A 22,212-nucleotide genomic window follows, 5' to 3' on the forward strand; every position below is an offset into this window, starting at 1 on the left:
GACCCCGCCCACCTCAGGAGCCGGTCTTGAACGACCCCGCCCACCTCAGGAGCCGGTCATGAACGACCCCGCCCTCCTCGCCCTCGGCGCCACCGTCCTCACCGGCACCCTCGCCGTCGCGGGCGTGCACGCGTACGCCTCCGGCCGCGCCCAGCGCCGGGAGCTCGTCGACCGGCTCTCCGGAGCCGCGGGCGGCCCGATCCCGACGGCGGACGGCCGCGTACGGCGCTTCGCGGCCGTGGACCGCAGGCTGCGCCGCACCCGCCTGGGACGCGCCATCCACATGCGCCTGTCGGCGACGGGCCTCGATCTGACGGCGGGGGAGTTCTTCACCTACGTCACCGCCGTCGTCGTGGCACTGTGGCTGATCGCCGCGTCCACCCTGGCGCCCTTCTTCGGCCCGATCGCCGGCCTGGTCGGCATCTGGAGCGCGGCCGTCTTCCTCAACTGGCAGCGGCAGAAGCGCATCGAGGCGTTCATCAACCAGCTCCCCGACGTGGCCCGCCTGCTGGCCAACGCCACGGCCGCCGGACTCGCCCTGCGCACCGCGCTCGCCATGGCGGCGGAGGAGCTGGAGGCCCCGGCGGGCGAGGAACTGGCCCGGGTCGCCGACCAGCTGTCGCTGGGCCGCTCGGTCGACGACGCCCTGGACGAACTGGCCGAACGCCTCCCCTCGCGCGAGCTGATCGTCCTCGTCACCACCCTCGTCCTGGCGAACAAGGCGGGCGGCTCGGTGGTCAACTCCCTGCGCAACCTCACTCAGACCCTGGAGGACCGCAAGGAGACCCGGCGCGAGGTCCGCACGATGCTCTCCGAGGTCAACGCGACGGCCTTCACGGTCCCGATGCTCGGCCTGGGTTCGCTGATCCTGGTCAACTCCTCGAACGAGGGCGCCCTGGCCCGTGTCACCGGCTCCCCGCTCGGCCAGGGCCTGGTCCTGCTCTCCCTCGGCCTCTACACGATCGGCTTCTTCGTCATCCGCCGCCTCGGCAAGATCGAAGTGTGAGGGGGAGAACGCGATGCTTCCGCTGCTCCTCGCCTTACTGATGGCGGTCTCCGTCGCCGGTGTCCTGCTCGGCGTCCGGATGATCCGCGCGGACGCGAAGCTGCCGAGCGATCTCACACTCGCCCTGGAGGTCGGCGCGACCCGGGTCTCCAAGGCGGGCTCGGCCGTCGACCGCCTCGGCATCCGCTTCGCCCCACTCGTGCTGCGCCTGATGGGTCCGCGCCGCGTCGAGGCCAAACGCCGCCGCATCGACATGGCGGGCAACCCCGGCGGCCTGACCCTGAACCGCTACGCCGCACGCCGGGCGGTCTACGGCATCTTCGGCCTGGTCCTCGGCCTGATGTTCCTCACGAACGGCCAACTGCTCTTCGCCGCCGCTACGTTCGCCTTCGGGCTGTTCGCCGCCGACGCCCTGATCTGGCAGGCCATCCGCGAACGCAAGGACGTCATCGACCGCACCCTGCCGGACTTCCTGGACGTCCTCGCGGTCGTCGTCTCGGCCGGCCTCGGCTTCCGGCAGGCCCTCGACCGGGTCGCGGAGAAGTACGAGGGCCCCTGGGCGGACGAACTGCGCATCACCCTGCGTCAGATGGACATGGGCGTCAGCCGCCGCCAGGCCTTCGACGAACTGCGCAGGCGCAACTCCTCCGAACAGGTCGCACAGTTCGTCTCCGCGCTGCAACAGGGCGAGGAGCTGGGCTCGCCCATCGCCGAAACCCTCATCCAGCTGGCCACGGACATGCGCCGCACGGACGCCCAGAACGCCCGCCGCCGCGCCGCCAAGACGATCCCCAAGGCCACGCTGGTCACCCTGGTGTTCATGCTCCCGGCGACGATGATCCTGATCGCGACGGGGATGTTCCTGGGGTCGGGGACGGACTTCGGATCGATTCTGGGCCGATGACGATGAGCCGCACGGGTCACCCCGCCCCCGGGTACTTGGAGGACGACGCCCCCGCTCCCGCCAGCGTCCGCCTTCAGCTCGGCGCGCTCCAGGCGCTGTGCCGCCAGACCGTGGCCGTACGCCTCGCCCTGATCGTGATCGGTACACCCTTCGCCCTGGCCAACACGCCCGAAGACGGCCCCCGCTACGCCGTTGTCGCGGCAGCCGTCCTCGGCGTCACGGCCTCGTACGCCGTGCTCCGTGACTGGAACCGCGTGGGCCCGCGCCTGCTCGCGCACCCCACGCTGATGGCGCTGGACCTGCTCTTCGTCGCCACACTGCTCCTGACCGCCTCCCCGGCCTCCCCCCTCGCGTACGCCACGGCCTGCACGCCCTTGCTCTCCGGCCTGCTGTACGGCTGGCGCGGCGCGGGAGTCCTCACGGGTCTGCAACTCGCGGTGGTGTTCTCGGTCTTCCGGGCTTGGGAACACCACCCAGGCGCGGCTACCAGCACGCTCCTCATCGCCGGTTTCTGCGTCGCCGCCGGCATCATCGGCGTGACCTTGCGCAACCTGATGTTCCGTTTCGGCGCGGCCGGCGAGGCGCTGTCCCAAGCCAATGCCCGCCTCGCCGCCGCGGAGGCGGTGGAGTCCGAACGGGCCCGCCTGGCCAGGGAGATGCACGACTCGGTGGCGAAGACGCTGCACGGCCTGGCCCTGGCGGCACAGGCGCTGGCCGCCTCGGCGGACCACGGCGACCCGGACACGCTCAAGCGCCAGGCCATGCTGGTCGCCGGGGCCGCACGCAGAGCGGCGGCGGAGTCCCGCGACCTGCTCTCCGATCTGCGCCGCCGTACGGGCGTCACACCGGATCAGCTGGACCTGGCGGCCGAACTCGCCCTGCTGACCGACGATTTCGAGAGCCGCACCGGCACGACGGTGGCCCTGCGAAAACCGGAAGCCACCCCGCTCCTGCCGTACACGACCGCCCAGCACGTCCTGGCGATCGTCTCGGAGGCACTGGAGAACACCCACCGCCACGCCCGAGCGAGCCGGGTACGGATCGAACTCGAAGCGCCCGACAGCGCCGCGCTGGACCTGCGGGTGGAAGACGACGGTGTCGGCCTGCCCCCGTCGGCCACGCCCGAGAGCCTGGCGAAAACCGGCCACTTCGGCCTGCTCGGCATGACGGAACGCGCCGCGTCCCTGGGCGGCCACCTCAGCCTGGGCCGCTCACCGCTGGGCGGCGCCGAGATCCACCTGCACGTCCCCCTCCCCGCGACCGCTTCCCCCACCCCGCAAGAGGAGGCCGCACATGCCTGACCTCCCTGACCAGGCACATCCCGGCCCGCGTCTGCGCGTCCTCGTGGCCGACGACAATCCCGTCGTCCGGGCGGGCCTGACCGCCCTGCTGACCGTCCACCACGACATCGAGGTGGTCGCGGAGGCGGCGGACGGCACCCAGGCCCTCACGTACGCCGCCCGGCACCGTCCCGACGTCGTCCTCCTGGACCACCGCATGCCGGGCCTGGACGGCCTGACGGCACTGCCGCGACTGGCCGCCCAGGCCCCCGTCATGATGCTGACGTACAGCAGAGAACCCGAGGTGGTGGCGGAGGCACTGCGCCGCGGGGCCTCGGGCTACCTGGTCCACGGGGAGTTCACGGCGGCGGAACTGATCGCGGCCGTACGGGGTCTCAGGGAGGGCCGGCGGACGGTGTCCCCGTGCGCTGTCCGGTCTTCGCTCGGCGTTTCCTACGAAGAAAAGGAAGTCTCTTCGCACCTGCAACCAGTTGTGGCACAGTCGCCGGGGGTTTCGCCCGCCCGGGCCGTGGGGCTGCGGCGCCGTGCCGCGGGGTGGCCGGCCTTCGGGCTGAGTTCGAGGGAGGTGGAGGTCATGGACCTCATCGCGGCCGGTATGAACAACCGGCAGATCGCCGCCGCCTGCTTCATCAGCGAGAAGACGGTCAAGAACCACATCAACCGCATCTTCGCGAAGCTGCACAGTTCATCGCGGAGCGAAGCGATCGCTCACTGGCTGGGGACGGCTCGGGAGGGATGGAGCCGATGAGCGCGCCGACGCCCGGAAGTTGGGCCCCTGGACCCACGAAGAGTGAGGGCGCTCTCACCTACGGTGTTTCGGTTGGTGGTTGCCGCATCGGGTGGGAGGGCCGGGGCCGTGATGAGCAGGATCAGGCGCGGGGTGGGTACATGGGGGCGGACCGTGGGGGCCCGGATGCGGGGGGCTGGGCGGGACGCGGGGGCGGGGTTCGTGGAGTATGCCGGGTTGATGATCATCATCGCCGGAATCTTCACGATGATCGACGGGCTCGGCCTCGACGGCGCGATCTCAGGGGCCATCATGCGTGCCGTGAACAGCGTCATCGGTGGCGGCTGAGCGCACGGCATTTGGCGGACGACCGGGGACAGACTCTCCCCCTCTACATCTGGCTGACAGGGATCCTGTTGTTCGCCGCGTTCGCCTTCTTCGCCTTCGCCCAAGCAGCGTCCGCTCGCAATGGAGCTCAATCCGCGGCGGACGCTGCCGCCTTGGCGGCGGCACAGGACGCCCGGGACCAGCTGATGGACCGCATCCAGGCGACCGTTGGGCAAGAGGACGACTGGCTGACCTGGTTGGGCGGCCGGCTGCCCGCTGACGACGGAGCCACCGCCGCCGCGCAGCGATTGGCTGCTGAGAACGACTCGGCCCTCGAGGGCGAAGCCCAGCCGGTGACCAGGGGCGGCTATCCCGGATTCCAGGTGGCTGTGCGGACGAACTACACGGTGGGTGATTCGGTCATTCCCGGTACGGAGGGCATGCATGCGAAGGCCCATGCCATTGCAGTCATCGAACCGCGCTGCGACTTCGACGCGAAAGCGGACCCCAAGAAACCTGTGCAACTGAACTGCGACGGCCAGACCGTGGACATCGACCCCGAGAAGTTCAAACCGGTCGACCTTCCTGACGCGTCCGTGCTGTTCTCCGTGCATCTGGCCGAGTGAAAGGAAGCCGTACCGATGGATTTTCGGCACACCATGAAGGGCCGCAGGGCGCTGAGCGCGGTCGCGATCACCGCCGGGCTGCTCCTTACGGTGGCCGGTTGCGGTGGGGGAGGCGATGAGAAGTCGGACAAGGATGCCACGACCTCCGCCGCACCCTCTCGGAGCAGCAGCGGTCAGAAGACGTCGCAGGCGCCCCAGGCGGACCAGGTGCTCGCCGAGGTCAAAGGGGAGAACGGGCTGACGCTCACAGTCACCTCGGCCCGGCGCGACAGCGGGGGCTTCGTGACCGTGGAGGGGACGGTCACGAACAACACCGGCACGCTGTGGGTCGCCGCGAACTGGCGCGGCAACGAACAGGAGCTGAAGAGGAACGGCGGCTCCATCGCCGGGGCGAGCCTGATCGACCAACAGGGCAAGAAGAGGTACCTGATCCTGCGCGACACTTCCGGCAGGTGCCTGTGCACGCAGTTCACCGGCGGTGTGCGGGAAGGCGCGACCGCACAATGGTTCGCTCAGTTCCCCGCCCCGCCCGAAGGCACCAGCAAGGTCGACTTCCAGGTGGGCGCCATGCCGCCGGCCTCCATCGAGATCTCCGAGGGGTGAGAGAGCATGCCCCCCGCCGCTCGCACCGCCATGACCGCCCTCACGGCTCTTGCCGTCCTCACCGCGCTCTCGTTGGCCGTGCCGTCGGCCTCCGCCGACGACAACCCCAGCGCACCCCCCGGCACCGTAACCACCTCCCCACCCCCCTCCATCGACCCCGCCAGCCCGGGGCTGAAGCTCGCCGACGGGGCCGTTCTCGCGCCCGCCAAGGTGCTGGACATCAAGTCCGTCGTGGAGGACCTCGGCGGTGAGGAGCGCCGCGAGGACACCAACGAGAACGTCACCTTCGCGCTCCAGGCGGAAGTGCTGTTCCCCAAGGACAGTTCCAAGCTGAACCCGGAGGCGCGTTCCCGTATCGACGCGATCGCGGACGAGATCAAGAAGCAGAACGGGACCACCGTCCGCGTCTTCGGCTTCACCGACAACCTCGGTTCGTACGCCCACGGCCTGACCCTGTCCAAACAGCGCGCGGAGGCGGTCCACGACCAACTCGCCGCCCGTCTCGGCGGCAACGTCACCTTCGAGGTGCGCGGCTACAGCGAGGACTACCCGATCGCGGACAACTCCACCGAGGAGGGCCGCCGCAAGAACCGCCGGGTGGAGGTGTCGTTCCCGAGGGGCGGCTCGGCGGGTGCCAGTACGTCGGGCGACGGCGGCGCGGCGATTTCCGGCGGCTGACACTCCGGGAGGAACCGATCAGGAGACGCCTGCGCTGAGTACCGTGGGCGCCGGTGCCGGTCGGACGTCGATGAGGTGGGCCATGAGGAAGATCGTCCTGATGATGTCGGTGTCCCTCGACGGCTATATGGAGGGCCCGAACCGTGAGATCGACTGGCATGTCGTCGACGACGAAGTCCACCAGCACTTCAACGACGTCCTGAAGGAGATGGGCGCCTTCCTCGAGGGGCGGGTCACCTACGAGCTCATGGCCGGCTACTGGCCCGACGCCGACCGGGACCCCGACGCCTCCGCACCCGTCGTCGAGTTCGCACGCATCTGGCGGAACATGCCGAAGGTCGTGTTCTCCCGCACCCTCCAGCACGCCGACCGGCACACCACCATCGTCCGCGACGTGGTCGTCGACGACATCCTCGCGCTCAAGGCACAGGACGGCGGCGACCTCGCGCTCGGCGGCGCCCAACTGGCCGCGGAGTTCCTGCGGCACGACCTCGTCGACGAGTTCCGCGTGTACGTCCACCCGGTCCTCCTCGGCCGCGGCCATCGACTGTTCACGGAGGGCGACGCACTCACCGCCCTCCGGCTGATCGACTCCCGCCGGTTCGGCAACGGTGTCGTGCTTCTGCACTACGAGCGCCCGGAGACGGGCAGCCGGTAAAGGTGTTGCCCGGCCGGGAGCCGCTGGGTAGGAAGGCCGCATGACTGGACTCGGTGCTGTGTTCCGCCCCCAACTGCCCCCGGAGCGACTGCGGACCATCGCGCGGCTCGCGGAGGAGGCGGGCCTGGAGGAGCTGTGGCTGTGGGAGGACTGCTTCCTGGAAGGGGGAATCTCCACGGCGTCCGCCGCGCTCGCCTGGACCGAACGGCTGCGCGTGGGCGTCGGACTGCTGCCCGTCCCGCTCAGGAACGTCGCCCTCACCGCGATGGAGGCCGCCACGCTCGAGCGCATGTTCCCCGGGCGGGCCGCCCTCTGCGTCGGGCACGGTGTCCAGAGCTGGATGGGACAGGTCGGTGCCCGCGCCGAGTCACCCATGACGCTGCTGAGGGAGTACCTGGACGCGCTGCGGGCCCTGCTGCGCGGCGAGCGGGTCACCACGGACGGGCGGTACGTGAAGCTGGACGACGTCGCCCTGGACTGGCCGCCGGCGCAGGCCGTCCGCGTCCTCGCCGGTGTCACCGGTCCGCGCTCGCTGCGGCTGTCCGGTGAGGCGGCGGACGGCACGCTCCTCACCGCCGCCACGTCACCGGAGGGCGTGCGGGCGGCCCGTGGGATCGTCGACGAGGGACGCGCGGCGGCCGGCCGCAGCGACCCCCACCCCGTCGTCGTCTACCTCCGTGCCGCCACCGGCCCGGACGCCGCCGCCCGGGTGCGCGCCGAGATCGAGCAGGAGGGCGGGGCGACACATGGCGTGGCAGGAGACGCGGGCACGGTCGCCAAGGCCGTTCAGCGGCTCGCGGACGCGGGCGCCGACACGGTGGTCCTGCAGCCGACCGGTGACGAGCCGGACCCGGAGGGGTTCGTGCGGTTCGTGGCCGAGGAGGTACGGCCGCTCGTGCCGTAGGCCGCCCGGCCCGCCGGGCCGGTTCCGGTGCTGGGCCGGTCATCCGTAATCCGGTCATCCGTAATTCGGTCGCGTCCGCTCACGTGGCGCTGGGAAGATCACGGCATGTCCACCCACCGTTCGTTCGAAGAGCTCGTCCGCGAGGCCGTCGAGGCCCCGGTCGAGGGCTGGGACTTCTCCTGGTTCGAGGGGCGGGCCACCGAGGAGCGGCCGCCGTGGGGGTACGCCCGGTCGATGGCGCGGCGGCTCGCCCGCGCGTCCGCCGCGCTCGACGTCCAGACCGGGGGAGGAGAGGTCCTGGCCTCCGCGCCGACGCTGCCGCCGGTCACCGTCGCGACCGAGGGCTGGCCGCCGAACGTCGCCAAGGCCACCGCTCGGCTGCATCCGCGCGGTGCGGTGGTCGTCGCCTCGGCGGAGGATGCGCCGCTTCCGTTCGCGGACGCCGCGTTCGACCTGGTCACCAGCCGGCACCCGGTGCGCACCTACTGGGGCGAGATCGCACGTGTGCTGCGCCCGGGTGGCACGTACTTCTCGCAGCAGGTCGGCCCGGCGAGCGCCTTCGAGGTCGTCGAGTACTTCCTCGGACCGCAGCCGGAGGAGGTGCGCGGCGGACGCGATCCGCGGCGGGCGTGCGCGGAGGCCGAAGCGGCCGGCCTGGACGTCGCGGATCTGCGGGAGGCCCGGTTGCGCATGGAGTTCCGCGACATCGGGGCCGTCGTGCACTTCCTGCGCAAAGTGATCTGGATGGTGCCGGACTTCACCGTGGAGCGGTACGAAGAGCGGTTGCGGTCCCTGCACGAGCGGATCGTGTCGGAGGGGCCGTTCCTCGCGCACAGCACGCGGTTCCTGATCGAGGCGCGCAAGCCGGGGACGTAGATTTTCCGCATCGTTATGGGGCCGACTCCCGTCGGTTGCGGTGGCTCGTGTAAGTTCAGACCAAGGTAAATTCGCGTAAGTGAAGCTGCGCGGGCGGAACCGCGCAGTGGAGGGGGCTGCGCGGCGCCGCCCTCCGTGCCGGTGCGGCGTCACGGATCCCGTACGACGACTCGTACGCCGCGTCTGATCCCCCAGCGCTCCATCGCCCCGGCCTCCGCCTCCAGGACGTGGCGCGCACGCGGGCGGGGCAGGCCGATGCGGCCCGGCGGCATCGTCCGTACCGCCAGGACCCGCAAGGTCCGGTCCAGATACGCCACATCGATCGGGAACCGCATCCCCAGGGTGTGCACCGCGCTCGCCGGACTCAGCAGCAGCGCCCCGTCGATCCCGTCGCGCCCGAGCAGCCCGCGCCGCCGGGCCCGCGCGGACCGTGCGACCTCCAGTGGCACCGGGCGGGGCGTCTCCGGTGTGGTGAGCGTGGGCACGACTGCGACGTTAGCGGCGGCGTCAAGTGGGGCTTCTGGCGCGAGTCACTCGGGCGGAGTAGGGCGGGGCATGTCGCCGGGTGACTCATAGGAGGGCGCAGACCCCTTGGATCCCTGGGGTTTCGGCCGGATTACCCGGGAATCCGCCGGGTTTCGGCCATGATCAGGCGCTGAATGAGGGGTTCCGAGGCCATCGGGGCGTTGCCGGGTGATTTCGGAGAGTAGTTGTTGTACGCCAATGCGCGCGGGATCCCTTACGAAGGGTTATGGTGGAAACCCCCCCTCGGGCCGGTCCGTCTCCCCCCCACGGACCGGCCCGTTTTCCTTTCCGCCCGCGGGCGGCCCCTGCGCCGCGTATCACCGAAGGTGCCGCGTATCACCGAAGGTCTCGCCCCCGCCGCCCCTGCCCGTCCCGCCCCTGGAGTTCCGCCCCAAGCCCCCTGTCCGGGCCGGAGGACGCGGCCTCACGTCCAACCCCCCGCTGCCGACCCGACCGCATCGTCACCGGAGCCCAAGTCACCCGAGCAGGGGAAACCCCATCCGTACGAGCTGAACAGAGCCGGTTCCGTATCCCGGCGCGCGGGTAGCCAATCAGCCCAAATCCCCCCACCCCCGCCCCCATTGACACCCACAAACCCAAACCAACCCGCTGACACCCGTTGGCCGCCCCCGCCCGCTCCGGCGGTAGGCTTCGGCTTCGGGGACCGCCATTTGACGGGGATCGCGCACGACCGCGCCTGTCTGATCCGCACGGAGGGGCTGACAATCACGTGAACCTGCGCGACAAGCTGCGCGGCCTGCTCGTCAGGCTGTACGCACGCCGGGTGGAAGGCCACCTGGACCACGCTCAGGTGCCCAAGCACATCGGCGTCATCATGGACGGCAACCGACGCTGGGCGAAGGCCGCGGGATCGACCACCGCGCAGGGGCACCAGGCCGGAGCCGACAAGATCGAGGAGTTCCTCGGCTGGTGCGCCGAGACGGACGTCGAGGTCGTCACCCTCTGGCTGCTGTCCACGGACAACTTCGACCGGCCGAAGGAGGAGCTGGTCCCGCTCCTGAAGATCATTGAGGACGTCGTCCGCTCCCTCGCCGCCGACGGCCGCTGGCGTGTGCACCACGTCGGCGCGCTCGACCTGCTGCCCGCGCAGATGCAGACCGTCCTCAAGGAGGCCGAGGAGGCCACCGCGCACGTCGACGGGATACTCGTCAACGTCGCCATCGGCTACGGCGGCCGTCAGGAGATCGCCGACGCCGTACGCTCGATGCTCCTCGACGCCCATGAGAAGGGCACCTCGATGGAGGACCTCGCCGAGTCCGTCGACATCGACATGATCGGCCGGCACCTCTATACGAGTGACCAGCCCGACCCCGATCTGGTGATTCGTACGAGCGGCGAGCAGCGTCTGTCGGGATTCATGCTGTGGCAGACGGCCCATTCCGAGTACTACTTCTGCGAAGTCTTCTGGCCGGCCTTCCGGAAGGTCGACTTCCTGCGCGCACTGCGTGACTACGCGGCGCGGCACCGCCGCTACGGGGGCTAGGACATCCCGCGCGCCGGCCATCGGCACCCGCGCGCCGCCCCTGGCGTCACCCGCCCGGGCGACGGGATGTAACAAGGAGTTCACCGGGGCGCCGTCATATGCCGTGGCATGGCGGCGCATTTTCGAGGGCATAAGCCAGACAGGTCGACACCCGAACCACGGGTGTCGTATCTCAGCGGACGGCACGGGGCCGTCCGCCCGGGAGGCCCTTTGCACCAGCCCGACCGTGCGGTCACAGCACGGACGCAGACGCGGAGGGCCGGTCCTCGGCCCGTGCATCGCGGCCGACGACCGGTCCAGCTCCGCCTCGTCGCTCCCCGACCTCATCCGAGGGGGTACGTCCTTCCGTGGTGACCAGCACAAAGCGCCCCAAGCCAGACCGGCGCACCTACGTTCTCGACACCAGCGTCCTGCTGGCCGACCCCAATGCCATGACCCGCTTCGAGGAGCACGAGGTCGTGCTTCCGATCGTCGTGGTCACGGAGCTGGAGGCCAAGCGGCACCATCCCGAACTCGGCTACTTCGCCCGGCAGGCCCTGCGCCACCTGGACGACTACCGCGTACGGCACGGCCGGCTCGACGCCCCCATCCCGATCGGGGACCTCGGCGGAACCGTCCGGGTGGAGCTCAACCACTCGGACCCCAGCGTTCTGCCCACCGGCTACCGCCTCGGGGACAACGACTCCCGCATCCTCGCGGTCGCCCGCAACCTGCAGGCGGAGGGGTTCGACGTCACCGTCGTGTCGAAGGACCTGCCGCTGCGGATCAAGGCGTCCTCGGTCGGCCTCCTCGCCGAGGAGTACCGCGCGGAACTGGCCATCACGGACTCCTCCGGCTGGACCGGGATGTCCGAACTGACCCTGTCCGCCGAACAGGTGGACATCCTCTTCGAGGACGGCCACCTGCACGTCCCCGAAGCGGCCGACCTGCCCGTGCACACCGGTCTGACCATCCAGTCGGAACGGGGCAAGGCACTCGGCCGGGTCACGGCGGAGGGTGACGTCCGCCTGGTGCGCGGGGACCGGGAGGCGTTCGGCATCAAGGGGCGCAGCGCCGAGCAGCGGATCGCGCTCGACCTGCTGCTCGACCCGGACGTCGGGATCGTGTCGATGGGCGGCCGGGCCGGCACCGGCAAGTCGGCGCTCGCGCTGTGCGCCGGACTGGAGGCCGTGCTGGAGCGGCGGCAGCACCAGAAGGTGATGGTCTTCCGCCCGCTGTACGCGGTGGGCGGGCAGGAGCTCGGCTACCTGCCGGGCACCGAGGCCGAGAAGATGAGCCCCTGGGCGCAGGCGGTCTTCGACACCCTCTCCGCGGTCACCACCCGCGAGGTCATCGAGGAGATCACCGCGCGCGGGATGCTGGAGGTCCTCCCGCTCACCCATATCCGCGGCCGCTCGCTGCACGACGCGTTCGTGATCGTGGACGAGGCGCAGTCACTCGAACGGAACGTACTGCTGACCGTTCTGTCCCGCATCGGCGCCAATTCGCGGGTCGTTCTGACCCATGATGTGGCGCAAAGGGACAATCTGCGCGTCGGGCGATATGACGGAGTCGTCGCCGTGGTGGAGAAACTGAAGGGGCATCCGCTCTTCGCGCATGTCACGCTCACCCGGTCCGAGAGGTCCCAGATCGCTGCCCTTGTGACCGAAATGCTCGAGGACGGGCAGATCTGACCCAAGTGTTCAACATGGGATAGCTACCCATGAGTTGGCGCCGTCCGGCAAAGGCGTAGAGCCTAGCCGGGCGGCGCTGTCATGTGCGGGAGATCCCGAGAATTGCGGGGTCCAAACGGGATGTGAGCTTTCACACTCATCTCGGAATTGCAACGCGGCGCCGGATTGCGGCAGAGTCTCGTTCCTGTCAGGCCCCGCATACGACACAGTTGTACCCCCAGCGGTACGACGCCACAGGAACACCAACTGCATAGAGCCGTCGTATGCCGCCCGAGCACCACGCGGCGCTCCCTCAGCGGGAGTCGCCCACCGGGCCCGTGCCTCCCGTGACCCCGCAGGTGGGAGGCCAGTGTCAGGGGCACGATCGCGTCCGCCAGGGTCACCGAAGCGGGCGATGCTGGAAGGAAACCGTGTGAGCCCGATCTCGGTCCGGGGATTCGCAGTGGCCTCGGCCACGGCGGTCACCGCTGTCGGAAGCGTCGTCGGAGTCGCCTCGGGCAGCACTGCCCAGACGAACGACGCCGAGGCGACCGCAGCCGACTCGACGCTCCTCGCCGACATACCCGCCGGTCAGCAGGCCCAGGTTCAGACGGCGTCGCTGACGCAGCAGGCGGACGCGCAGGCCATCGCCGCGGACACGCTCGCCAAGAAGGACGCCGAGGAAGCGGCCCGCAAGCAGGCGGCCGCGGACGCGATCGCCAAGCAGAAGGCGGCGCAGCAGGCCGAAGAGGCAGCCAAGGCGCGCAAGGCGGCGGAGGCCGCCAGCCGCAGCGCGAGCCGTGACGCCTCCAGCTTCGCGGTCCAGAGCTCGTACACCGTCGCGCAGATCCAGGCGATGGCGCGTCAGATGGTGGCGGCCGACCAGTTCCAGTGCTTCAGCAACATCGTGAACCACGAGTCCAGCTGGAACTACCAGGCGGTCAACGCCTCCTCCGGTGCCTACGGCCTCTTCCAGGCGCTGCCGGCCGGCAAGTACGCCTCCGCCGGCGCCGACTGGCGGACCAACCCGGCCACCCAGATCAAGTGGGGCCTCAACTACATGGACAGCCGCTACGGCAGCCCCTGCCAGGCGTGGTCCTTCTGGCAGGCCAACAGCTGGTACTGAGCCGCCGGTCCCGCCCGCCTGCGGCACTCAACCCTGCACAGCCTCTCACCGTCTATGGGTGAGGGGCTGCGGCCGTCTCAGGGACCGCCGCCCCCACCATGTACGGTCGGAACCGACGACTCCAGGGGGGAGTGGTGGGGAGCACCCGGAGAAGCGGGGGAAGAGGACGGATCATGTCGCGAGTTCCAGGGTGGCTGGGTCGGCTCGGGGCCGGGCTGACCGAGATCAGCGAGCGCCTGGACGAGCGCCGCGCCGAGGTGGAGAAGGAGCACGCCGAGCCCGGACCGTCACGCCCCGCCCCGGACGTGCCCCCGCCGCCCGTCGCACCGCCACCGCCGGTGCCCGGCGGACGCCGCCCCGATCCCGCCCAGGCCGTGCCCTGGGGCGTACGGGTGGCGGCCGAGGCCGGCTGGCGGCTCCTGGTGCTCGCGGGCACGGTGTGGGTGCTGATGAGGGTCATCAGCACCGTGCAGCTGGTGGTGTTCGCCTTCGTCATCGCGCTGTTGATGACCGCACTGCTCCAGCCGACGGTCGCCCGGCTGAAACGCCGCGGTGTACCACGCGGACCGGCCACCGCGCTCACCGTGATCCTGGGCTTCGTCCTGCTGGGCCTGCTCGGCTGGTTCGTGACGTGGCAGGTCGTGGAGAACATCGACGCGCTGTCCACCCAGATCCAGAACGGCATCGACGACCTGCGCAACTGGCTGCTGAAGAGCCCCTTCCACGTCACCGACAAGCAGATCAACCAGATCGCCAAGAACCTCCGCGAGGCGATCGGCGCCAACACGGACCAGATAACGTCCGCGGGCCTGGAGGGCGTTCAGGTCATCGTCGAGGCTCTGACCGGCATCCTGCTGGTGTTCTTCTCGACGCTCTTCCTGCTCTACGACGGCGAGCGCATCTGGCAGTGGTTCCTGAAGCTGGTGCCCGCCGCAGCCCGCCCGGGTGTGGCCGGCGCCGGCCCGCGCGCCTGGCGCACCCTCACGGCCTACGTCCGGGGCACGGTCCTGGTCGCCCTCATCGACGCCATCTTCATCGGCATCGGCATCTACTTCCTCAACGTGCCGATGGCCGTCCCCCTGGCCGTCTTCATCTTCCTGTTCTCCTTCGTCCCCCTGGTGGGCGCCGTCGCCTCCGGCGCGCTGGCGGTGATCGTGGCGCTGGTGACGCACGGCGTCTTCACCGCGGTGATGACCCTCGTGGTCGTCCTCGCGGTCCAGCAGATCGAGGGCCACATCCTCCAGCCGTTCATCCTCGGCCGCGCGGTCCGCGTCCACCCCCTCGCCGTGGTCCTGACGGTCGCGGCCGGCGGCATGGTGGCCGGCATCGGCGGCGCCGTGGTGGCGGTACCGCTGGTGGCGGTGACGAACACGGTGGTGGGCTACCTGCGGTCCTACGCCGCCGAACAGGCTTTCGGTGACGCCGGTCGGCAGCAACCGGCCCGACCGGAGGCACCTGCTGTCAGGGAGATCGAGGACGAAGTCGTTCCGGCCGGAGAGGCGTCTGGGGGCGCAGCCCCCGGGGACGGCTACGACAACGCCGAGGGCCCCGCCCACCAAGGGTGAGCGAGGCCCTCGACGGCCGGATCACTCGGAGAGGACCGCCTCCGCGTCCAGCGTCACACCGACCGCCTGGACGACAGACGCGATCTTGAAGGCCTCCTGGACGACCTCACGCTCGACGCCCGCCTTGCGCAGCACCTGCTCGTGCGAGTCCAGGCACATCCCGCAGCCGTTGATCGCCGACACCGCGAACGACCACAGCTCGAAGTCGACCTTGTCGACCCCGGGGTTGCCGATGACGTTCATCCGCAGTCCCGCCCGCAGGCTGCCGTACTCGTGGTCCGACAGCAGGTGCCGCGTGCGGTAGAAGACGTTGTTCATCGCCATGACGGCCGCCGCGGACTTCGCGGCGGTGTACGCCTCCGGCGAGAGGTTCGCCTTCGCCTCCGGCTCCAGCTCGCGCAGCACGATCGCCGAGCGCGACGCGATCGCCGTCGCCAGCACCGTGCCCCACAGCTGCTGCGCCGGCAGCTCGGAGTTGCCGATGACCGAGCCCAGGTTGAGCTTCAGGTCCTTGGCGTAGTCCGGCAGGGCGGACTTCAGGGAGTCGAGGGACATACGTCACTCACCAGCCAGCAGCTTGACCGGGTCGAGGGTCTCCTCGCCCTTGTTCCAGTTGCACGGGCACAGCTCGTCGGTCTGCAGGGCGTCCAGAACCCGCAGGACCTCCTTGGGGTTACGGCCCACGGAGCCCGCCGTCACCATGGTGAACTGGATCTCGTTGTTCGGGTCGACGACGAAGACGGCACGCTGCGCGAAGCCGTCCTCACCCTCGATGCCCAGCGCGCGCATCAGCTCGTGCTTGGAGTCGGCCATCATCGGGAACGGCAGCTCGCGCAGGTCCGGGTGGTCCTTGCGCCAGGCGTGGTGCACGAACTCGGAGTCGCCGGAGAACCCGAGGATCTGGGCGTCACGGTCGGCGAACTCGTCGTTCAGCTTGCCGAAGGCCGCGATCTCGGTCGGGCACACGAAGGTGAAGTCCTTGGGCCATGCGAAGACGATCTTCCACTTGCCCTCGTAGGTCTTGTGGTTGATCTGCTCGAACTCCTTGCCCTTCTCCAGCGAGACGCAGGCGGTCAGTTCGAACTCGGGGAACTTGTCACCGACAGTGAGCACATGCTCTCCTTGCAGCACAGAAGCACCTCGAGCGCAAGGTGCTTCTCATGGGTTGGACTGTTCCGATGCTGGCACAGGGTGCATTGATTAGGGAAATAGCTACACTCGGTCGTGTTGATCGGTGTCGGCTATCAGTAACCGGGAGTAAGAGCATGGCCGTGGGTGGGTCCAGGACCAACGGGCGCCGCCAGCCCACGCTCGCCCAGCTGCGCGCCTTCGCCGCCGTCGCCGAGCATCTCCACTTCCGGGACGCCGCCGCCGCGATCGGCATGAGCCAGCCCGCCCTCTCGGGGGCCGTCTCCGCCCTGGAGGAGGTCCTCGGCGTCACCCTGCTGGAGCGCACCACCCGCAAGGTGCTCCTGTCACCCGCCGGTGAGCGCCTCGCCGTACGGGCCAAGGCGGTGCTGGAGGAGGTCGGCGCGCTGATGGAGGAGGCCGAGGCCGTCCGCGCCCCCTTCACCGGGGCGCTGCGGCTCGGCGTGATCCCGACGGTGGCACCGTACCTCCTGCCCACCGTCCTCAACCTCGTCCACGACCGCTATCCGCACCTCGACCTCCAGGTCCACGAGGAGCAGACCGCGAACCTGCTCGACGGGCTGACCACCGGCCGCCTCGACCTGCTGCTGCTCGCGGTCCCCCTCGGGGTCCCCGGCGTCATCGAACTGCCGCTCTTCGACGAGGACTTCGTCCTCGTCACCCCGCTCGACCACTGGCTCGGCGGCCGGGACGGGATTCCCCGCGAGGCGCTGCGCGAGCTGAACCTGCTGCTTCTGGACGAGGGGCACTGCCTGCGCGACCAGGCCCTCGACATCTGCCGGGAGGCGGGTCGCGAGGACGCGCCCGTGACGACGACCGCGGCCGGCCTGTCCACCCTCGTGCAGCTGGTCGCGGGCGGCCTCGGCGTCACCCTGTTGCCGCGTACCGCGGTCGAGGTGGAGACCACCCGCAACGGCCGGCTCCTCACCGGCTACTTCGCGGATCCGGCCCCCACCCGGCGCGTCGCCTTCGCCATGCGCGCGGGCGCCGCACGGGGCCCGGAGTACGAGGAGCTGGCCGCGTCGCTGCGCGAGGCGCTCCGGCCGCTCCCCGTACGGGTGCTGGGACCCGGCGACTGACCGGGCCCCGCACCGGCTACTCCGTGCGCAGCCCGTCCGGCCGCATCAGCCGCAGCAGCGGCGGCAGGCTGAGCGCGGTGACCAGCAGCACGACCCCCGCGCCGATACCGGTCATCGTCAGCACGCTCGCCCAGTCCACGCTCACCGTGGCGGCGGACATCTTCAGCAGGACGGCGCCCAGTGTCAGACCGACCACCGAGGCCAGCAGCAGGCCGAGCGCGATGGGGATCGCCGTCTGCCACAGCACCGACAGGCTCAGCGTGCGGCGCCGGGTGCCGAAGGCGACCAGCGACGACAGCAGCTTCTTGCGCTCGCGCAACTGCTCGAGCTGGGAGACGAGCAGGCTCGCGCCGATCAGCATCAGCACGCACGTGGCGCCGACGAACAACCCCCTGCGGATGGAGGTGAAGCGCACCGACTGCTCGGTGGCCGCCCAGGTCATGGGGGTCGAGTACGGGACGACCCGCGCCGCGGTGTTCCGTACCAAGTCGGGGGCGTCCGGAACCGAGCGGTCGAGCGCGAGGTAGATCTCCCCCCGGAAGCCGCGCTCCGCCTGTGCGGGCAGGGCGCCGCGGGTGAACAGGAAACCGCCGCGCCGCACACCGGTCGGGTCCTCACGGGACTGCGCCTGCTTGAGGCCCTGCGGCACCGTCCAGGCGAACTCCGTGCCCTTCTCGTCACCGTACGAGGGGTCGAGGTACAGGGTGCGGCCCGGCTTGGCCAGGGCCGGCGTGTCGGTGTCGTATTCGGCGCCCCGCAGCACGAAGATGTCGCCCTCCCGGCATGAGGGCAGGTGTGCCACCTCGCGCAGGGCCGCGCAGTCGCCGACGGTCACATCACTGCTGGCCTGGGGATCCTTGCGCCGGTCGCCCATCTGCGAACCGGAGAACGCCATGACCTGACGCACGCCCTTGGTCCGGGCGAACTCCTCGGCGGCTGTGGCGACCCGGACGTCGCTGGGCAGGCCCACCTGCATCTGCGCCCGTGACACGTCCTCCCGTGACTGCTTCGTGTAGTCGCCCTCGACGCCGGAGAACAGCATCTGCAGGGCGATCGCGCCGGCCACCGCCACGGCGATGCCGTTGACCATGCGGGCGGCGGTGCCGCTGCTCAACTGGAGCCTGCGCACGGCCAGTTGCCAGGCCACGCCGCCGGAGTTCAGCCGGGCCACGACCGTCTCGACGACCCACGGCAGCAGTGCGGTGACGCCGACCAGCAGCAGCAGGACGCCCCCGACGACCAGGTACTCGTTGAAGTTCCCGTTGGTGTGCCCCTTGCCGAGCATCGGGTAGAGCATCGCGAGCCCGGCCAGCGGCAGCAGCAGGCGCCACCACAGCCTGCGCCGCGCGGGCTTCGCGGTGCGCACCACGCCGAGCGGTTCGATGACGACACCGCGCAGCGCGAACAGGGTGACCATGACCGCGGCCGCCGGGACCGCGACCGCCACGAGCAGGGCCAGCGTGGGAGAGGGGTTCATGTAGCTGGGGAAGACGCTGAAGCCGAACACCTCCACGGATGCCGCGAGCTCACGCCCGAGCAGGAAGAAGGCCGTGCCGAAGAGCAGTCCGAGCAGTGACCCCGCGAGCGCCTCGCCGGCGGCGATCCGCCGGGTCATCCCGCTGTCCGAGCCGACGAGCCGCAGCGCCGCCAGCCTGCGGTCGCGCCGCTCGCCGCCGAACCGCACGGCCGCGGCGATGAAGACGCCGACGGGCATGAGCAGGACGACGAAGACGACCAGGGTCAGCAGGAGAAGGACGGGGTCCGCCTTCTCGGACGTGGTCCCGTTGTCCCCGAACATGTCGATGCGGGCCACGTCCGGGGGGTCGATCTTCGCGGCGAGCCCCTTGGCGCCCGCGTAGTAGGCCAGTTCGTGCGAGCCGATGAGCCCGTCTTCCCCGATGGTGCCGGTGATCCGGTACGGCAGCCGCTGCCGCAGCAGGGCGCCGTCGTCGGACTGGAGCAGTTTCTTCAGGGCGGGGGAGACGACCATCGTGCCGGGTTCCGGGAACCTGTCGAGGCCGGGCGGCAGCGGCGCCCGGGCGCCCTCGGGCTCCATCAGCCGTCCGCGGACGTCCTTCTGCCGGTAGGTGGTGTCGATGTCGGCGATCACCAGGGTGTTGTCGGCCTTCGGCTTCTTCTCCTGGCTGTAGGTGTGGTCCGCGCGCGCGTTGTCCCGTGCGTGCCGCACCGCGATCGCGTTGGGGAGCGCGGTGGTGAGCAGGAGCAGCGCCACGCCGAGACCGACGCCGAAACCGGTCAGCAGGAGCCGGGCCCATCCCTCGCGCCCACTGCTGAACGCGAACCTGGCGCCCATGGCCAGGTCTCTCGACCACTGACGGAGCTTCATACGAGGCGCTCCATGTCCCTGGACTTGCCGTCGCGGACGACGATCTCGCGGTCGGAGTAGGCCGCCACCCGTGCCTCGTGCGTGACCAGGACGACGGCGGCGTTGGTGGAGCGGGCCGCTTCCGTGAGCAGTTCCATCACGCGCTCACCGTTGAGCGAGTCGAGGGCACCGGTGGGTTCGTCGGCGAAGAGCACGCGCGGGTTCGTGACCAGGGCGCGGGCGACGGCGACGCGCTGGCCCTGGCCGCCGGATATCTCACCGGGCCGCTTGCCCGCGAGGTCGTCGACCTCTAGCCGGGCCATCCAGGACAGCGCGGTCTGCTCGGCCTGTTTGCGGGAGGTGCCGTTCAGCCGCAGCGGCAGCGCCACGTTCTCCACACAGGTCAGCTCGGGGACGAGCTGGCCGAACTGGAAGACGAACCCGAACTCGCTGCGGCGCAGCAGGCTGCGTTGGGCATCGCTCATACCGGCCATCTCGCGGCCGTTGTAGACGATGGAGCCGGCGTCGGGCGGCACGATCCCCGCCAGGCAGTGCAGCAGGGTCGACTTGCCCGACCCGGAGGGGCCCATCACGGCGACGATCTCGCCGGGGTGGATGGAGAACTCCGCGCCGTCCAGCGCGAGGGTGGGTCCGTAGGCCTTGCGCAGGCCCTCGGCGGCGAGCAGGGAACCGGCGGGAGCAGTCACTCGGCCACCGCCTCGGCGAGCTTGGCCAGGCGTGCGGCGGTCAGCTCGAGCCACCGCAGGTCGGCCTCCAGGTGGAACAGGGCGTGGTCGCAGATCAGCTGGTCGGCCAGGTCGCCCTTGCGTTTGCGGTCGGTCAGGATCCGCATCATCCGCAGGTGCTCGGCACGCTGGGTGTCGAGGATGCCGGCCGCGTCGCGGTGCGTGAGCAGGGCGATGACGACCTTGGTGTACAGGGTCGACTGCAGATACGGCTCGGGCTTCTCCGGTGTCGCCAGCCACCGCTGGACGTCGGTGACGCCGGTATCGGTGATCGCGTAGCGCTTGCGCTCCGGCCCGCCGCCGGGCTCGATCCCGTCGACCTCGACGAGCCCGTTCTTCAACAGGCGGGACATCGTCGAGTAGACCTGGCCGTAGTGCAGCGGCCGGTCATGACCGAACTTCTCGTCGAAGGCCCGCTTCAGGTCGTAACCGTGGCGGGGCCCGGACTCCAGGAGTCCGAGGAGGGTGTGACCGATGGACATGCAGAGCACTGTACACACGGCGTATACACCTGGCGTATACATGGCGCGTATAGGCCGTGGCAGGCGGTGAGTCCGTGCAGGTGGCGCTTGATTGTCACGGTTCTGCTACACGTACCGACGCGAGGCCGGGCGGCACCGGTGTGTCCAGCCCGTCCGTGGGGTTCCTCCCTGCTCGAAGAGCATCGGGGAGTTCGAGGACGAGGCCGCAGGCCGATGTGGGGGGGATGGGGGAGGGGGTGGGGGCCGGAGCTCCCGGCCGGCGCCTACGCTTCCGGCTCGTCCGAAGCCGGCGGTCGCCCCCGGCGGGGGATCGGCTTCGCCTCGCGCGGCAGGCGCCCCGCCTCCGCCAGAGCCCGCCGCAGCAGGAACTCGATCTGAGCGTTCGCCGAGCGCAGTTCGTCCGACGCCCACCGCGCGAGCGCCTCGTACACCGACGGGTCGAGCCGCAACAGCACCTGCTTGCGCTGCTGCGGCCGACGCTGGGGGTCCGCGCCCCCGGAGGGAGCTGTCACTGGTAGAGCGACCCGGTGTTCAGGACCGGCTGCGGCGCCCGGTCCCCGCACAGCACGACCATCAGGTTCGACACCATCGCCGCCTTCCGCTCCTCGTCCAGCTCCACGATGTCCCGCTCCGCGATCCGGGCGAGCGCCGCCTCGACCATCCCGACCGCGCCGTCGACGATCTGCCGCCGCGCCGCGACCACCGCCCCGGCCTGCTGCCGCTGGAGCATCGCGGACGCGATCTCCGGAGCGTACGCGAGGTGCGTGAACCGCGACTCGATGATCCGCACCCCGGCGGCCTCCACGCGCGCGTGCAGCTCGGCGGCCAGCTTCTCGGTGATCTCCTCCGCGTTGCCGCGCAGCGAGAGCCCGTCCTCCTCGTGCGCGTCGTACGGGTACTCGATCGCGATGTGCCGCACGGCGGCCTCGGTCTGTGTGGCGACGAACTCCAGGAAGTCGTCGACCTCGAAGGTGGCCTGGGCCGTGTCCTCCACCTTCCAGACCACCACCGCGGCCAGCTCGATCGGGTTGCCGTAGGCGTCGTTGACCTTCAGGACGGCGGTCTCGTGGTTGCGGACGCGGGTCGAGATCTTCGTGCGCGAGGTGAAGGGGTTCACCCAGCGCAGCCCGTCCTGCCGGATGGTGCCGCGGTAGCGCCCGAAGAGCTGCACCACCCGTGCCTCGCCCGGCGCCACCGTGTTCAGACCGCACATCGCGAGGAACGCCGCGAGGCCGATCAGCACGCCGGCGACGATGAGTGCGGCCTTGACGCCGGACGCGGTGACCGTCGCGCCGCCGGCGATCAGGCCGACGCCCAGGACCAACCCCACCAGCCCGAGCAGCAGCGCCAGTCCGCCGCCGATGCTGTGCGCCGGGAACTCCCGCACGCGCGGGCTGGGCATCTCCGGTATGTCCGTGGCGGCGGACGCGGCTTGTGTCGACATGGGT

23 protein-coding genes are annotated in these 22,212 nt (G+C 70.4%); 15 read left to right on the forward strand and 8 right to left on the reverse strand.

All coding sequences use genetic code 11. The annotated features are described in order from the left end of the window. Positions 1-58 precede the first annotated feature (58 nt). The 10 genes from SY2F82_RS12390 (at position 59) to SY2F82_RS12440 (ending at position 8,610) form a co-directional block, all read left to right on the forward strand. A complete protein-coding gene (locus tag SY2F82_RS12390; protein WP_200419053.1) occupies positions 59-1,006 on the forward strand; it encodes a type II secretion system F family protein in 948 nt (315 codons plus the stop codon). Between the two features lie 13 nt (positions 1,007-1,019). Beyond that, on the forward strand, positions 1,020-1,910 hold the full coding sequence (locus SY2F82_RS12395) for a DUF5936 domain-containing protein (protein ID WP_200419054.1): 891 nt from the start codon (positions 1,020-1,022) through the stop codon (positions 1,908-1,910). After that, complete coding sequence (locus tag SY2F82_RS12400; protein WP_200419055.1) at positions 1,907-3,211, forward strand: sensor histidine kinase; 1,305 nt, start codon at positions 1,907-1,909, stop codon at positions 3,209-3,211. Before SY2F82_RS12395 ends, SY2F82_RS12400 begins: the two co-directional genes overlap by 4 nt. After that, entirely contained in the window at positions 3,204-3,959 is a 756-nt protein-coding gene (locus SY2F82_RS12405; RefSeq protein ID WP_200419056.1) for a response regulator transcription factor, read from the forward strand. Before SY2F82_RS12400 ends, SY2F82_RS12405 begins: the two co-directional genes overlap by 8 nt. Positions 3,960-4,297: 338 nt before the next feature. Further along, a complete protein-coding gene (locus SY2F82_RS12415; RefSeq protein ID WP_236041383.1) occupies positions 4,298-4,891 on the forward strand; it encodes a pilus assembly protein TadG-related protein in 594 nt (197 codons plus the stop codon). A 15-nt stretch (positions 4,892-4,906) separates the two neighbouring features. Then, the gene (locus tag SY2F82_RS12420; protein WP_200419058.1) at positions 4,907-5,494 is read left to right on the forward strand and encodes a hypothetical protein; all 588 of its coding nucleotides are present in this window, start codon (positions 4,907-4,909) and stop codon (positions 5,492-5,494) included. A gap of 6 nt (positions 5,495-5,500) precedes the next feature. Next, on the forward strand, positions 5,501-6,172 hold the full coding sequence (locus SY2F82_RS12425; RefSeq protein WP_200419059.1) for an OmpA family protein: 672 nt from the start codon (positions 5,501-5,503) through the stop codon (positions 6,170-6,172). An 82-nt stretch (positions 6,173-6,254) separates the two neighbouring features. Continuing rightward, entirely contained in the window at positions 6,255-6,830 is a 576-nt protein-coding gene (locus SY2F82_RS12430; RefSeq protein ID WP_200419060.1) for a dihydrofolate reductase family protein, read from the forward strand. Positions 6,831-6,870: 40 nt separating this feature from the next. After that, a complete protein-coding gene (locus tag SY2F82_RS12435; protein ID WP_200419061.1) occupies positions 6,871-7,734 on the forward strand; it encodes an LLM class flavin-dependent oxidoreductase in 864 nt (287 codons plus the stop codon). Between the two features lie 105 nt (positions 7,735-7,839). Then, on the forward strand, positions 7,840-8,610 hold the full coding sequence (locus SY2F82_RS12440) for a class I SAM-dependent methyltransferase (RefSeq protein ID WP_200419062.1): 771 nt from the start codon (positions 7,840-7,842) through the stop codon (positions 8,608-8,610). Between the two features lie 149 nt (positions 8,611-8,759). On the opposite strand, the gene SY2F82_RS12445 is transcribed toward SY2F82_RS12440, so the two are convergent. Then, positions 8,760-9,095: a DUF192 domain-containing protein gene (locus SY2F82_RS12445; RefSeq protein ID WP_200419063.1), complete on the reverse strand. Its 336-nt coding sequence runs from the start codon at positions 9,093-9,095 to the stop codon at positions 8,760-8,762. 770 nt (positions 9,096-9,865) lie between these two features. Here SY2F82_RS12445 and SY2F82_RS12450 point away from each other — a divergent pair. The 4 genes from SY2F82_RS12450 (at position 9,866) to SY2F82_RS12465 (ending at position 14,982) form a co-directional block, all read left to right on the forward strand. Continuing rightward, positions 9,866-10,639, forward strand: a complete 774-nt coding sequence (locus tag SY2F82_RS12450) for an isoprenyl transferase (RefSeq protein WP_200419064.1) — start codon at positions 9,866-9,868, stop codon at positions 10,637-10,639. A 347-nt stretch (positions 10,640-10,986) separates the two neighbouring features. After that, positions 10,987-12,312, forward strand: a complete 1,326-nt coding sequence (locus tag SY2F82_RS12455) for a PhoH family protein (protein ID WP_200419065.1) — start codon at positions 10,987-10,989, stop codon at positions 12,310-12,312. 412 nt (positions 12,313-12,724) lie between these two features. Continuing rightward, positions 12,725-13,417, forward strand: coding sequence for a transglycosylase SLT domain-containing protein (locus SY2F82_RS12460; RefSeq protein ID WP_200419066.1), 693 nt, complete (start codon positions 12,725-12,727; stop codon positions 13,415-13,417). A gap of 173 nt (positions 13,418-13,590) precedes the next feature. Then, positions 13,591-14,982 (forward strand): AI-2E family transporter, encoded by a 1,392-nt coding sequence (locus SY2F82_RS12465; RefSeq protein ID WP_200419067.1) that lies wholly within the window; start codon positions 13,591-13,593, stop codon positions 14,980-14,982. A 21-nt stretch (positions 14,983-15,003) separates the two neighbouring features. Here the strand turns inward: SY2F82_RS12465 and SY2F82_RS12470 are convergent, their stop codons facing one another. Then, the gene (locus SY2F82_RS12470; RefSeq protein ID WP_200419068.1) at positions 15,004-15,537 is read right to left on the reverse strand and encodes an alkyl hydroperoxide reductase; all 534 of its coding nucleotides are present in this window, start codon (positions 15,535-15,537) and stop codon (positions 15,004-15,006) included. A 3-nt stretch (positions 15,538-15,540) separates the two neighbouring features. Further along, positions 15,541-16,095 carry a peroxiredoxin gene (locus tag SY2F82_RS12475; protein ID WP_103838369.1) on the reverse strand — a complete coding sequence of 185 codons (555 nt, stop codon included), beginning with the start codon at positions 16,093-16,095 and terminating at the stop codon, positions 15,541-15,543. A gap of 152 nt (positions 16,096-16,247) precedes the next feature. Here SY2F82_RS12475 and SY2F82_RS12480 point away from each other — a divergent pair, with 152 nt between their 5' ends. Then, positions 16,248-17,210 carry a LysR substrate-binding domain-containing protein gene (locus tag SY2F82_RS12480; protein ID WP_200419069.1) on the forward strand — a complete coding sequence of 321 codons (963 nt, stop codon included), beginning with the start codon at positions 16,248-16,250 and terminating at the stop codon, positions 17,208-17,210. 16 nt (positions 17,211-17,226) lie between these two features. Here SY2F82_RS12480 and SY2F82_RS12485 read toward each other — a convergent pair whose 3' ends face one another. The 5 genes from SY2F82_RS12485 to SY2F82_RS12505 form a co-directional block, all read right to left on the reverse strand. Beyond that, positions 17,227-19,557: an ABC transporter permease gene (locus SY2F82_RS12485; protein ID WP_200419070.1), complete on the reverse strand. Its 2,331-nt coding sequence runs from the start codon at positions 19,555-19,557 to the stop codon at positions 17,227-17,229. Beyond that, positions 19,554-20,243 (reverse strand): ABC transporter ATP-binding protein, encoded by a 690-nt coding sequence (locus SY2F82_RS12490; RefSeq protein WP_200419071.1) that lies wholly within the window; start codon positions 20,241-20,243, stop codon positions 19,554-19,556. The genes SY2F82_RS12485 and SY2F82_RS12490 overlap by 4 nt, the downstream gene beginning before the upstream one ends. Next, positions 20,240-20,764 (reverse strand): PadR family transcriptional regulator, encoded by a 525-nt coding sequence (locus tag SY2F82_RS12495; RefSeq protein ID WP_200419072.1) that lies wholly within the window; start codon positions 20,762-20,764, stop codon positions 20,240-20,242. The genes SY2F82_RS12490 and SY2F82_RS12495 overlap by 4 nt, the downstream gene beginning before the upstream one ends. A gap of 263 nt (positions 20,765-21,027) precedes the next feature. Then, on the reverse strand, positions 21,028-21,276 hold the full coding sequence (locus SY2F82_RS12500; protein ID WP_200419073.1) for a hypothetical protein: 249 nt from the start codon (positions 21,274-21,276) through the stop codon (positions 21,028-21,030). Continuing rightward, positions 21,273-22,208, reverse strand: a complete 936-nt coding sequence (locus SY2F82_RS12505) for an SPFH domain-containing protein (RefSeq protein ID WP_200419074.1) — start codon at positions 22,206-22,208, stop codon at positions 21,273-21,275. The genes SY2F82_RS12500 and SY2F82_RS12505 overlap by 4 nt, the downstream gene beginning before the upstream one ends. Between the last annotated feature and the right edge of the window lie 4 nt (positions 22,209-22,212).

The sequence above is a fragment of the Streptomyces sp. Y2F8-2 genome (assembly GCF_014905555.1).
GTDB classification, from domain to species: Bacteria; Actinomycetota; Actinomycetes; order Streptomycetales; family Streptomycetaceae; genus Streptomyces; species Streptomyces cynarae.